This is a genomic window from Escherichia sp. TW09308 (assembly GCF_000208565.1).
Classification (GTDB): Bacteria; Pseudomonadota; Gammaproteobacteria; order Enterobacterales; family Enterobacteriaceae; genus Escherichia; species Escherichia marmotae.
On sequence record NZ_AEME01000001.1, the window covers coordinates 952,066 to 964,765 of the forward strand.

Here is a 12,700-nt window from a genome sequence, read left to right on the forward strand (position 1 = left end):
TAAACTGGTTTTATATACAGTAAAGAGGCTGGTGTAAAATTAAAATAATTTTTTTGACCAGCCGAGCTTAGTGCTTAATGTATTGAAATAGCTGTAATCTTTTGGATGAATCAGATTCAGATGGTAATCACAACGACGAATCAGGACATCTTCACCTTCCTGAATCGGTAGCGCTATCTGGCTGTCGCAGCTAATTTCCAGATCGCTACGGCGGTGCGAAAAGCGCAGGCGAATTGTGCTGCTGCTGTTAATGACCAGCGGGCGCGCCGAGAGTGTATGCGGGAACATTGGCACCAGGGTAATTGCATCCAGTGATGGTGTCAGAATCGGGCCGCCCGCCGAGAGGGAATAGGCGGTAGAACCTGTAGGCGTAGAAATAATCAGTCCATCGGAGCGCTGAGAAAACGCAAAGATCTCGTCGATATACACTTCGAACTCAATCATATGCGCTACTTTACCTGGGTGAAGCACTACTTCGTTAATCGCTGTGCTGATGCGCTTCTGGCAATCTTGCTGGCAGACTTGTGCTTCCAGCAAAAAACGTTTTTCGCTGATGTAGTGGCCTTCCAGCACATCGGCTAACTGTTGTTGGGCGTTATCGGGGTCAAGGTCAGTCAGGAAACCCAGGTTGCCACGGTTGATGCCAATGACTTTAATGTCGTAGCGGGCGAGCGTGCGCGCCGCGCCCAGCATATTACCGTCGCCACCAACAACTACCGCGAGATCAGCCAGTTGTCCAATCTCCGCGAGTGTGCCAGTTTTCACATTCTTCAGTTGCAGTTCATGAGCGATTTGCTGCTCAACGATGACCTCGTAACCTTTTGTGCACAACCAGCGGTAGAGCATTTCATGTGTTGTCAGTGCAGTAGGGTGCCGTGGGTGTCCCACAATGCCAATACACTTGAAATGATTATTCATTTTTCCGAGGTCCTTGTTGTGAAGATTGATGACAATGTGAGTGCTTCCCTTGAAACCCTGAAACTGATCCCCATAATAAGCCAAGTTAGCGAGATGAATGCGAAAAAAACGCGGAGAAATTCATGAGTAGTAAAGAACAGAAAACGCCTGAGGGGCAAGCCCCGGAAGAAATTATCATGGATCAGCACGAAGAGATTGAGGCAGTTGAGCCAGAAGCTTCTGCTGAGCAGGTGGATCCGCGCGATGAAAAAATTGCGAATCTCGAAGCTCAGCTGGCTGAAGCCCAGACCCGTGAACGGGACGGTATTTTGCGCGTAAAAGCGGAAATGGAAAACCTGCGTCGTCGTACTGAACTGGATATCGAAAAAGCGCATAAATTTGCGCTGGAGAAATTCATCAACGAATTGCTGCCGGTGATTGATAGTCTGGATCGTGCGCTGGAAGTGGCTGATAAAGCTAACCCGGATATGTCTGCGATGGTTGAAGGTATTGAGCTGACGCTGAAGTCGATGCTGGATGTAGTACGTAAATTTGGCGTTGATGTCATTGCCGAAACGAACGTACCGCTGGATCCAAACGTGCATCAGGCCATCGCAATGGTGGAATCTGATGACGTTGCGCCGGGTAACGTACTGGGCATCATGCAGAAGGGTTATACGCTGAACGGTCGTACGATTCGTGCGGCGATGGTTACTGTCGCGAAAGCGAAAGCTTAATTTCTGCCTTCGTAATGAGTTACGGCCCTGCATATGAATGCCGGGCCGTTTTCGTTACTCCGCCACGCTTTCACGTAGCGGTTTTACAGGAAAAACTTTTACCTGCTTAATCATATTGTCCTGAACGTCAAGGATATCGATATCGTACTCGCCAATACGCACGCGGGTGCCTGCGACAGGGATCTCTTCCAGCGCCTCCAGAATAACGCCATTAACCGTGCGGGCATCATCTTCCGGTAGATGCCAGTTAAAGGCTTTGTTAATTTCTCGCACGTTGGCGGTGCTATCGATAATCACCGAACCGTCGTTTTGCGGTGTGACCTCTTCGGCAAGCGTTGGTGACATCGACGTGGTGAAATCACCGACAATCTCTTCAAGAATATCTTCAACTGTGACCAGCCCCTGAATATCTCCGTATTCGTTGACGACCAGACCAACTTTCTTTTTATTGCGTTGAAATTTAACTAATTGTGTACTGAGCGGCGTGCCTTCCGGAACAAAATAAATTTCGTCCGCAGCGCGCAGCATGGTTTCTTTAGTGAACTCTTTTTTCTCCGACATCAGCCGCCAGGCTTCACGTACTCGCAGCATACTAATGGCGTCGTCCAGAGAGTCGCGGTACAGCACGATGCGCCCGTGAGGAGAGTGGGAGAGTTGACGGAGAATCGATTTCCAGTCGTCGTTGATATCGATGCCGATGATTTCACTGCGCGGCACCATGATGTCATCAACGGTCATTTTTTCCAGATCGAGCACCGATAGCAGCATATCCTGATTGCGGCGGGAAATTTGTGAGCGTGATTCGTGCACAATGGTGCGCAACTCCTCTTTGCTTAAAGAGCCGCTGACTACGATATCGGTTTTGATACCCATCATACGCATCAGCATACGGGTGATGGCGTTCAGTAGCCAGACCAGTGGCATCATCAAAATTTGCAGCGGAGCCAGCAGAAAACTACTCGGATAGGCGACTTTTTCCGGGTACAGCGCGGCAATGGTTTTCGGCAATACTTCGGCAAAAACCAGCACCACGAAGGTCAGCACGCCGGTCGCAATCGCCACGCCTGCATCACCGTACAAGCGCATTCCGACAATGGTGCCCAGTGCGGAAGCGAGAATATTGACCAGGTTATTGCCGATTAACACCAGGCTTATCAGGCGGTCGGGTTTGCGCAGTAATTTTTCGACCCGTTTAGCCGAGCGATTACCCTGCTTCGCCATATGTCGCAGGCGATAGCGGTTGAGTGTCATCATTCCGGTTTCGGAGCCGGAAAAATAGGCTGAAATGACCACCATGATGATCAAAATTATGATCAACGTGGTAGTAGAGATATGTTCCAGGGGAAGCTCCTTTTCTGGTTTAGCTGATTAACTGCTGGACAATTCGGCTGCCAAAATAGGCCAGTGTCAGAATGACTGCGCCGGCGACGTTAAACCAGACAACGCGGCGTCCACGCCATCCTTCATGATAATGCCCCCACAGCAGCACAATATAGACAAACCACGCCACAATAGAGAGCACGGCCTTGTCGATATTTTCCATGCTAAATAAGTTGTGCATGTAGAACAGGCCTGTACAGAGAGTGAGCGTCAATAGCACCACACCAATTTGCGTGATGTGGAACATTTTACGTTCAATACTCATCAGTGGAGGCATTTCCTGATTAAACGCCAACTTCTTGTTCTTCAGTTGGTAATCAATCCATGCCAGTTGCAGCGCGTACAGGGCAGCGATAATCAGCGTGGCGTAGGAAAAGAGCGATAAGCCAATGTGCATCAGCATCCCGGGTGTTGCTTCCAGGTGGGTGATGTATTCATTGGGCATGAAGGTCGCCAGCGCCAGGTTGATGAGCGCAAAGGCGTAAACAATCGGCAGCAGCAGCCAGCCACGGTTACGTGAGGCCACAATGGTCATCACCGTACAGATCATCAGGCTGACCAACGAACCGACATTCAACAGGCTAAGGTTTTGTCCGCTATCACCGCCGGGCAGTATGCGGGCTTCAAGAGCAATAGCGTGGCAAACCAGCGCGATGACCGCAGAAATAATAGCCATTCGCCGCCAGCCGCCGTTTTTTTGCAGCAGACCGGGAATAATCAGTGCGAGACTGACAGAGTAGGCGACGAGCGCGAGCAGAGCAAAAACGGGCATAGTAATGTCGACAGTTTGAGCAATGAGAAAGAAAAGCAGTATAGCGTCAGGTGAACGCGGCTCCAACCGTTGCATAACAACAAAGACGCCTTCATGTTATACTGCGGCAAAATACTGATGATGTGTCGCGATTGCGGCCAACCGTTTCCACCCCAGGCGAGAGACAATGTTTGATAATTTAACCGATCGTTTGTCGCGCACGCTGCGCAATATCAGTGGCCGTGGACGCCTTACTGAAGACAACGTTAAAGATACGCTGCGCGAAGTGCGCATGGCGCTGCTGGAGGCGGACGTCGCTCTGCCGGTAGTGCGTGAGTTTATCAATCGCGTAAAAGAGAAAGCGGTTGGTCATGAAGTTAACAAGAGCCTGACGCCGGGGCAGGAGTTCGTCAAAATCGTCCGTAACGAACTGGTTGCGGCGATGGGCGAAGAGAACCAGACCCTGAATCTGGCTGCGCAGCCGCCTGCGGTGGTGCTGATGGCGGGTCTGCAAGGTGCCGGTAAAACAACCAGCGTTGGTAAACTCGGTAAGTTCCTGCGCGAGAAGCACAAAAAGAAAGTGCTGGTGGTTTCTGCCGACGTTTATCGTCCGGCGGCAATCAAACAGCTTGAGACGCTGGCCGAACAGGTAGGCGTCGATTTCTTCCCTTCAGATGTTGGTCAGAAGCCGGTCGATATCGTTAATGCGGCGCTGAAAGAAGCCAAACTGAAATTCTACGACGTGTTGCTGGTGGATACTGCCGGTCGTTTGCACGTTGATGAAGCGATGATGGACGAGATCAAACAAGTCCACGCTTCGATTAACCCGGTTGAAACCTTGTTTGTGGTTGACGCCATGACCGGTCAGGATGCCGCCAATACGGCAAAAGCGTTCAATGAAGCGTTACCGCTTACCGGCGTAGTGTTGACCAAAGTAGACGGCGATGCCCGCGGCGGTGCGGCGCTCTCGATTCGCCACATCACTGGCAAACCGATCAAATTCCTCGGTGTTGGTGAGAAAACAGAGGCGCTGGAACCGTTCCATCCGGATCGCATCGCTTCCCGTATTCTCGGTATGGGCGATGTTCTGTCGCTGATCGAAGATATCGAAAGCAAAGTTGACCGCGCGCAGGCTGAGAAATTAGCTAGCAAGCTGAAAAAAGGCGACGGCTTCGATCTCAACGATTTCCTTGAACAGTTGCGCCAGATGAAAAACATGGGCGGCATGGCCAGCCTGATGGGCAAACTGCCGGGTATGGGGCAGATCCCGGAGAACGTGAAGTCGCAGATGGACGATAAAGTGCTGGTGCGTATGGAAGCCATCATCAACTCGATGACGCTGAAAGAGCGCGCTAAGCCAGAAATCATCAAAGGTTCGCGTAAACGTCGTATCGCTGCCGGTTGCGGTATGCAGGTACAGGATGTTAACCGTCTTCTGAAGCAGTTCGACGACATGCAGCGCATGATGAAGAAGATGAAGAAGGGCGGAATGGCGAAGATGATGAGAAGCATGAAAGGGATGATGCCGCCGGGATTTCCTGGTCGCTAAATGACCTTATGCGACAGAGTTATTAACTGTTGATTGCATTTTCTCCAGAAATCAGTAAAATTTTCGGGCTTTTAATATGACACCGGACTCCGTTCCTCGATGGGGTCCGGTTGTTTTATTCACACAAGAGGATGTTATGGTAACTATTCGTTTAGCACGTCACGGCGCTAAAAAGCGTCCGTTCTACCAGGTTGTTGTCGCTGACAGCCGTAATGCACGCAACGGTCGCTTCATTGAGCGCGTTGGTTTCTTCAACCCAATCGCTAGCGAAAAAGAAGAAGGCGCCCGCCTGGATCTGGATCGCATTGCTCACTGGGTTGGCCAGGGCGCAACTATTTCTGATCGCGTTGCTGCGCTGATCAAAGAAGTAAACAAAGCAGCTTAATCTGTCACGGTGGTCATGATGAGCAAACAACTCACCGCGCAAGCACCTGTTGATCCCATCGTTTTGGGAAAAATGGGTTCGTCTTACGGTATTCGTGGGTGGCTCAGAGTGTTTTCTTCCACCGAAGACGCCGAAAGCATTTTTGACTATCAGCCCTGGTTTATCCAGAAGGCGGGTCAGTGGCAGCAAGTCCAGTTGGAAAGCTGGAAGCACCACAATCAGGACATGATCATCAAGCTGAAAGGCGTTGACGATCGTGATGCGGCGAACCTGCTGACGAATTGTGAAATTGTCGTAGATTCTTCGCAGTTGCCTCAGCTTGAAGAGGGTGACTACTACTGGAAAGACCTGATGGGCTGCCAGGTAGTGACCACTGAAGGCTACGATCTCGGTAAAGTCGTCGACATGATGGAAACCGGATCTAATGACGTTCTCGTCATTAAGGCAAACCTGAAAGATGCGTTTGGTATCAAGGAACGTCTCGTACCGTTCCTCGATGGGCAGGTTATCAAGAAAGTCGATCTCACTACTCGTTCAATCGAAGTAGATTGGGATCCTGGTTTTTAAACCACCGGATAAACGGTAAAAGACGGCGCTATGTGGATTGGCATAATTAGCCTGTTTCCTGAAATGTTCCGCGCAATTACCGATTACGGGGTAACTGGCCGGGCAGTTAAAAATGGCCTGCTGAGCATCCAGAGCTGGAGTCCTCGTGACTTCACGCATGACCGGCACCGTACCGTGGACGATCGTCCTTACGGCGGCGGACCGGGGATGTTAATGATGGTGCAACCTTTACGGGATGCCATTCATGCAGCAAAAAGCGCGGCGGGTGAAGGCGCTAAGGTGATCTATCTGTCACCGCAGGGGCGCAAGCTTGATCAAGCAGGCGTCAGCGAACTGGCAACGAATCAAAAATTGATTCTGGTGTGCGGTCGCTACGAAGGTATAGATGAGCGCGTGATCCAAACCGAAATTGACGAAGAATGGTCAATCGGGGATTACGTTCTGAGTGGTGGTGAGTTACCAGCAATGACGTTGATTGACTCTGTCTCCCGGTTTATTCCGGGGGTACTGGGACATGAAGCCTCAGCAACGGAAGATTCCTTTGCTGAAGGATTGCTGGATTGCCCGCACTATACGCGGCCTGAGGTGTTAGAAGGGATGGAAGTTCCGTCAGTGTTACTGTCGGGCAACCATGCCGAGATACGTCGCTGGCGTTTGAAACAGTCGCTGGGCCGTACCTGGCTTAGAAGACCTGAACTTCTGGAAAACCTGGCTCTGACTGAAGAGCAAGCAAGGTTGCTGGCGGAGTTCAAAACCGAACACGCGCAACAGCAACATAAACATGATGGGATGGCGTAAGCCCCCGAGATATCAGTTTACCCAGGATAAGAGATTAAATTATGAGCAACATTATTAAGCAACTTGAACAAGAGCAGATGAAGCAGGACGTACCTTCCTTCCGTCCGGGTGATACCGTGGAAGTGAAAGTATGGGTTGTTGAAGGTTCCAAAAAACGTCTGCAGGCATTCGAGGGCGTGGTTATCGCTATTCGTAACCGCGGTCTGCACTCTGCATTCACTGTTCGTAAAATTTCCAACGGCGAAGGCGTTGAGCGTGTCTTCCAGACTCACTCTCCGGTAGTTGACAGCATTTCTGTCAAACGTCGTGGTGCTGTTCGTAAAGCTAAACTGTACTACCTGCGTGAGCGTACTGGTAAGGCTGCTCGTATCAAAGAGCGTCTTAACTAAGATTTCGCTTAAGCGACATCCTGTTAAGAAGGGCTGGCCAATTGGCTGGCCCTTTTTTTATCTACTGAAATTGAGTTTAAGGCGCACTTATCACCACAGCGACGCGGCGGTTCTCGGCCCGACCCTGAGATGTCTGGTTGCTGGCGATGGGGTATTTTTTCCCTAAGCCTTGAGTAGATAGATTGCTGCGAGGAATTTGCCCACCTTCAGCCCAGGCATCTGCGACGACATTCGCTCTCTTCAGTGATAAGGCTTCATTGTAGCTATCTTCACCGTAGTTATCGGTATGACCATCCATACGGGCATGTGTTAGCCCGGTAGAAGCCAGTTTCGCCGCCATGGTTTGGATCTGTTGCTGACTTTCCGGAAGTAGTTTGTAGTCATTTTTAGCAAACAGAATCGTGTCTGATAAGCCAAGTGACCAGTCACCGGCGGATTCAGTAAAACCATAAGACTGCATAGCAGCGACTTGCTCTGGGGTAAACTTGCCTTGTGGAGCCTGGCAACCTGCCAGTATCAGAGAAGAGAAAACCAGAGGTGCTACCAGTTGCTTTATCATGTAGATATTTCCTTGTTATTTCACCCGCGTTTCGGCGCGCTGGTGCTTGGCCTGATACATATTACGATCGGCCAGCTCTTGTAATTTTTCGGCAGAATCGTGTTCACGAGTCAGGGCGTATCCAATACTTAAGGTCATGCAGGCCTGATGACCGTTATGGAGATTGAATGGGCGATGAAAGGTTTGTGTGAGATCTGCACAGATACGCTGCACTTCATATTCTGACAGTACGCCAGACAGAACCATGGCGAACTCGTCGCCTCCTATGCGGTATGACTGATGTCGTTTTCCGCTAAATTCCATTAACCGTATGGCTATCTCGATCAAGACCTGATCGCCCGTCGCGTGCCCCCATGTGTCATTGATATATTTGAAATTATCGCCATCAAGAAAAAGTAAAGCTGAGGTTTCTCGAGCAGCAGAATCATTCATTAACGTATTGATGCAGTTGCGGAATGCAGCGCGGTTCGCCAGCCCGGTTAATGGGTCATGTAGCGCGGTACGTAGAAGCTGGGCATTTTTTGCCTGCAAACGGAGCTGCCACTCTTCCATTTCATCCAGCAAGCTATTGAAGTCGAGAGCAAAGCGGTGAAATTCTGCGATTCGTTCTTCCGAAACACGGCGGGAAAAATTGCGGTTGGAGCGCACATCATGAACGACGTCAGTGATGTTTTTTAGCGCTTCCACCAGTCCGTTATGCAAATGGCGGGTAAGGGTGATTGCAATGCCTGATGCCAGCAGAATGCAGCCCGTCAGAACAGCCAGCGATAACCAGATAAAATGACTGATTGAGTTGTCGCGAGCGGTTAACTGTACTTCTCCAATGATTTTGCCATTATGGCGAATCGGCTGAATGACGGGAGCGGGGAAGAGCCAGTGGCTAATGAAATTACTGAATGTCTCGCCCGGAGCCTTACTGGTGTAATGCCAGGATGCCAGAATGTTTTGCTGGTTATCTCGCACTTCTGCGGTTGAAAATTGGCCCTGCTGACCCAGCGCGGCTAACGTTTCTGTGGCTGCCGGACCATCGGCAAAAACGACAGCCGCTTCCAGACTGTAAGTCATTGTCGCTGCGGTGAGTGCCAGGTTTTTTTGCGCGTATTGTTTCAGGGTCAGCACCGATGTCACGGAAAGCAGCAGCCAGATCAGCGTCATAGTGATAAATACGCTGGTCATGCTGATATTGCGTAATGCTCTTTTAAACGTGGGGCGCTTATTAAGAGAATTATCGTTACCCATCATTTTTCTTCCGTGCGAGCATTAAGACATCCGGGTTGACCTTTACACCACTACGCGATAAGGCATCCAGGTTTACGGCAAATCTGACGTTATTATTGTTGATGATCAGGCAAAATGCGCTGCCAATAATGCACTCGGTATTTTGTTCGGCTATTAATAATAACGCCTTAGACGGATATTCATCGATTAATTCTATCTGGAATGTCGGTGACTCGTTGCCAAAATAAAAGCCATCGCAACTTGAAATCAGTGCCTCTTGTTTAGAGTTAATGATGATGGGGAGATAAGGCAAAGAAGTTGCGTTGTTCTCTTGTAGGGCTGCGCTAAAACGTGAAGATGAAAAAATACATAGCCTTGGTGGGCCAGTCAATGCAGGCCAGCGAGTGTAGCTGACGATACCGGAAACCACCAAACGTACATTTTTTGTAACGTCAGAAGCACCCTGAGCGAGTAATGGCGATCCTGCCAGGAGAAAGAGCAGTAGTAAGATCGGTCGGTGAGAAAAGCGCATTCAGGGATCCTCACCACCGTTGCTCGAAACGCATCGAAAATTTTCTTTAGGATGCTCATTAAAATATCATTATTTTATGCACTCGTCATCAAAACGAGAATTAAAATTCAAATAAGTTAAATCTTATGATTAATTTATTGATGGGGTTTAAATTAATTCAATCGTATCGTGCTGGCATTTTCATCGGCTCCTTTTTGCCATACTTCATGCAGTTGACTGGCATTTTCCACCGTGTCACAACTGGCGGGAAAGCTTTTACCAGATAGCCCTCTGGCGTAAGTAAAATCAGGCTGGCAGGTTTTCTTTTGTCCTTCGGCATATCCTTTAAGGTATACCACCCGATCTGTTGGTGAATCGTTAAATGTATCGTCGTCTTTTATGGCAACGCCTGATATAGCATCTTCCATACCAACGTCATACCAGTCGGTACTGGTCAAGGTTGGCGCGTGAGTATAAGGATCAATCTGGCAACCGCTAATCACTAAGGCCAACAGGGGACCGATAAATTTTTTCATCATTTTTTCTCCTTTTTCAAAGCATAGCGGATTGTTTTTGATAGTGGTGTAAATTTATTTTTACGAAATTAATTGTATCAGAAGCATTAAAACTGCATGTGTAAACTATTATTTACGAAATTTGGATTGAAATCTTTACTTGTTGTGTTATCGTTACGTCATCCTCGCTGAGGATCAACTATCGCAAACGAGCATAAACAGGATCACCATCATGCAAAAAGACGCGCTGAATAACGTACACATTACCGATGAACAGGTTCTGATGACCCCGGAACAATTGAAGGCCGCTTTTCCATTAAGCCTGCAACAAGAAGCCAAGATTGCCGATTCGCGTAAAACCATTTCAGATATTATCGCCGGGCGCGATCCTCGTCTGCTGGTAGTGTGTGGTCCTTGTTCCATTCATGATCCTGAAACGGCTCTGGAATATGCTCGTCGATTTAAAGCTCTTGCCGAAGAGGTCAGCGATAACCTCTATCTGGTGATGCGCGTCTATTTTGAAAAACCCCGTACTACTGTCGGCTGGAAAGGGTTAATTAACGATCCACATATGGATGGCTCTTTTGACGTAGAAGCCGGGCTGCAAATTGCGCGTAAGTTGCTGCTTGAACTGGTGAACATGGGGCTGCCGTTGGCGACGGAGGCGTTAGATCCAAACAGCCCGCAATATCTTGGTGATCTGTTTAGCTGGTCTGCAATTGGTGCTCGCACCACAGAATCGCAAACACACCGTGAAATGGCATCTGGCCTGTCTATGCCGGTTGGTTTTAAAAACGGCACCGATGGCAGTCTGGCAACGGCAATTAACGCCATGCGAGCTGCCGCCCAGCCACACCGTTTTGTCGGTATTAACCAGGCAGGGCAGGTTGCGTTGCTACAAACGCAAGGTAATCCGGACGGACATGTGATCCTGCGAGGCGGCAAAGCACCGAATTATAGCCCTGCGGATATTGCGCAATGTGAAAAAGAGATGGAACAGGCGGGACTGCGTCCCTCACTGATGGTAGATTGCAGCCACGGTAATTCCAATAAAGATTATCGCCGCCAACCTGCGGTAGCAGAGTCCGTGGTTGCCCAAATCAAAGATGGCAATCGCTCAATTATTGGTCTGATGATCGAAAGTAATATCCACGAAGGCAATCAGTCTTCCGAGCAACCGCGCAGCGCAATGAAATACGGTGTATCCGTTACCGATGCCTGCATTAGCTGGGAAATGACAGATGCCTTGCTGCGTGAGATTCATCATGATCTCAACGGACAGTTGACGGCACGCGTGGCTTAAGAGGTTTATTATGGTTGCTGAGTTGACCGCATTACGCGATCAAATTGATGAAGTCGATAAAGAGCTGCTGAATTTATTAGCGAAGCGTCTGGAACTGGTTGCCGAAGTCGGAGAGGTGAAGAGCCGTTTTGGGTTGCCTATTTATGTTCCGGAGCGTGAGGCATCCATGCTGGCCTCGCGGCGCGCCGAGGCTGAAGCTCTCGGAGTGCCGCCGGATCTCATTGAAGACATCCTGCGTCGGGTGATGCGTGAATCTTACTCCAGCGAGAACGACAAAGGCTTTAAAACGCTTTGTCCTACGTTGCGCCCGGTGGTTATCGTCGGCGGTGGCGGTCAGATGGGGCGATTGTTCGAGAAGATGCTGACACTCTCGGGTTATCAGGTGCGGATCCTTGAACAACATGATTGGGAACGTGCGGCTGAGATTGTTGCCGATGCCGGAATGGTGATTGTTAGTGTGCCGATTCATGTTACTGAGCAGGTCATAGGAAAATTGCCGCGTTTACCGCAAGACTGTATTCTGGTTGATCTGGCATCGGTGAAAAATGGACCGTTGCAGGCCATGCTGGCGGCGCATGATGGTCCGGTGCTGGGGCTACACCCGATGTTCGGCCCGGACAGCGGTAGCCTGGCGAAACAGGTCGTTGTCTGGTGTGATGGCCGCCAGCCGGAAGCGTATCAATGGTTTCTGGAGCAAATTCAGGTCTGGGGCGCACGGTTACATCGCATTAGCGCCGTGGAGCACGATCAGAATATGGCGTTTATCCAGGCGTTGCGCCACTTTGCTACTTTTGCTTATGGCCTGCATCTGGCAGAAGAAAATGTTCAGCTTGAGCAACTTCTGGCGCTCTCTTCGCCCATTTATCGCCTTGAACTGGCGATGGTCGGGCGACTGTTTGCCCAGGATCCGCAGCTTTATGCCGACATCATCATGTCGTCAGAACGTAATCTGGCGCTGATCAAACGTTACTATAAACGTTTTGGCGAGGCGATTGAGTTGCTGGAGCAGGGCGATAAGCAGGCGTTTATTGACAGTTTCCGCAAGGTTGAGCACTGGTTCGGTGATTACGCGCAACGCTTCCAGAGTGAAAGCCGTGTGTTATTGCGTCAGGCAAACGACAACCGGCAGTAATAATTTTGT

At 49.7% G+C, this 12,700-nt stretch carries 15 protein-coding genes; 8 read left to right on the forward strand and 7 right to left on the reverse strand.

What is annotated here, in order from left to right; all coding sequences use genetic code 11:
• Positions 1–39 precede the first annotated feature (39 nt).
• Positions 40–918 carry an NAD(+) kinase gene (gene nadK, locus ESM_RS0104755; protein ID WP_001059172.1) on the reverse strand — a complete coding sequence of 293 codons (879 nt, stop codon included), beginning with the start codon at positions 916–918 and terminating at the stop codon, positions 40–42.
• 122 nt (positions 919–1,040) lie between these two features.
• Between nadK and grpE the strand changes: the two genes are divergently transcribed.
• A complete protein-coding gene (gene grpE, locus ESM_RS0104760; RefSeq protein WP_001366580.1) occupies positions 1,041–1,634 on the forward strand; it encodes a nucleotide exchange factor GrpE in 594 nt (197 codons plus the stop codon).
• A 54-nt stretch (positions 1,635–1,688) separates the two neighbouring features.
• Here grpE and ESM_RS0104765 read toward each other — a convergent pair whose 3' ends face one another.
• Together ESM_RS0104765 and ESM_RS0104770 are read right to left on the reverse strand one after the other, a co-directional pair.
• Positions 1,689–2,975, reverse strand: a complete 1,287-nt coding sequence (locus ESM_RS0104765) for an HlyC/CorC family transporter (RefSeq protein WP_077627655.1) — start codon at positions 2,973–2,975, stop codon at positions 1,689–1,691.
• A 19-nt stretch (positions 2,976–2,994) separates the two neighbouring features.
• Positions 2,995–3,786 (reverse strand): cytochrome C assembly family protein, encoded by a 792-nt coding sequence (locus ESM_RS0104770; protein WP_010376639.1) that lies wholly within the window; start codon positions 3,784–3,786, stop codon positions 2,995–2,997.
• Positions 3,787–3,952: 166 nt separating this feature from the next.
• Between ESM_RS0104770 and ffh the strand changes: the two genes are divergently transcribed.
• The 5 genes from ffh (at position 3,953) to rplS (ending at position 7,453) form a co-directional block, all read left to right on the forward strand.
• The gene (ffh, locus tag ESM_RS0104775; RefSeq protein WP_000460036.1) at positions 3,953–5,314 is read left to right on the forward strand and encodes a signal recognition particle protein; all 1,362 of its coding nucleotides are present in this window, start codon (positions 3,953–3,955) and stop codon (positions 5,312–5,314) included.
• A gap of 136 nt (positions 5,315–5,450) precedes the next feature.
• On the forward strand, positions 5,451–5,699 hold the full coding sequence (gene rpsP / locus ESM_RS0104780; RefSeq protein ID WP_001371138.1) for a 30S ribosomal protein S16: 249 nt from the start codon (positions 5,451–5,453) through the stop codon (positions 5,697–5,699).
• Between the two features lie 18 nt (positions 5,700–5,717).
• Positions 5,718–6,266 (forward strand): ribosome maturation factor RimM, encoded by a 549-nt coding sequence (rimM, locus tag ESM_RS0104785; protein ID WP_000043335.1) that lies wholly within the window; start codon positions 5,718–5,720, stop codon positions 6,264–6,266.
• A 30-nt stretch (positions 6,267–6,296) separates the two neighbouring features.
• Complete coding sequence (gene trmD / locus ESM_RS0104790; RefSeq protein ID WP_000264785.1) at positions 6,297–7,064, forward strand: tRNA (guanosine(37)-N1)-methyltransferase TrmD; 768 nt, start codon at positions 6,297–6,299, stop codon at positions 7,062–7,064.
• A 41-nt stretch (positions 7,065–7,105) separates the two neighbouring features.
• Entirely contained in the window at positions 7,106–7,453 is a 348-nt protein-coding gene (rplS, locus tag ESM_RS0104795) for a 50S ribosomal protein L19 (RefSeq protein WP_000065253.1), read from the forward strand.
• A 76-nt stretch (positions 7,454–7,529) separates the two neighbouring features.
• On the opposite strand, the gene ESM_RS0104800 is transcribed toward rplS, so the two are convergent.
• The 4 genes from ESM_RS0104800 to ESM_RS0104815 form a co-directional block, all read right to left on the reverse strand.
• On the reverse strand, positions 7,530–8,012 hold the full coding sequence (locus ESM_RS0104800) for an OmpA family protein (protein ID WP_000595358.1): 483 nt from the start codon (positions 8,010–8,012) through the stop codon (positions 7,530–7,532).
• A 15-nt stretch (positions 8,013–8,027) separates the two neighbouring features.
• Entirely contained in the window at positions 8,028–9,254 is a 1,227-nt protein-coding gene (dgcN, locus tag ESM_RS0104805) for a diguanylate cyclase DgcN (RefSeq protein ID WP_000971914.1), read from the reverse strand.
• Complete coding sequence (locus ESM_RS0104810; protein ID WP_001212412.1) at positions 9,244–9,762, reverse strand: YfiR family protein; 519 nt, start codon at positions 9,760–9,762, stop codon at positions 9,244–9,246. The genes dgcN and ESM_RS0104810 overlap by 11 nt, the downstream gene beginning before the upstream one ends.
• Positions 9,763–9,914: 152 nt before the next feature.
• Positions 9,915–10,280, reverse strand: coding sequence for a DUF2799 domain-containing protein (locus ESM_RS0104815; protein ID WP_000976009.1), 366 nt, complete (start codon positions 10,278–10,280; stop codon positions 9,915–9,917).
• Positions 10,281–10,488: 208 nt separating this feature from the next.
• Here ESM_RS0104815 and aroF point away from each other — a divergent pair, with 208 nt between their 5' ends.
• Positions 10,489–11,559: a 3-deoxy-7-phosphoheptulonate synthase AroF gene (gene aroF / locus ESM_RS0104820; protein ID WP_001168033.1), complete on the forward strand. Its 1,071-nt coding sequence runs from the start codon at positions 10,489–10,491 to the stop codon at positions 11,557–11,559.
• Positions 11,560–11,569: 10 nt separating this feature from the next.
• Positions 11,570–12,691, forward strand: coding sequence for a bifunctional chorismate mutase/prephenate dehydrogenase (gene tyrA / locus ESM_RS0104825; protein ID WP_000225243.1), 1,122 nt, complete (start codon positions 11,570–11,572; stop codon positions 12,689–12,691).
• Positions 12,692–12,700: the final 9 nt, after the last annotated feature.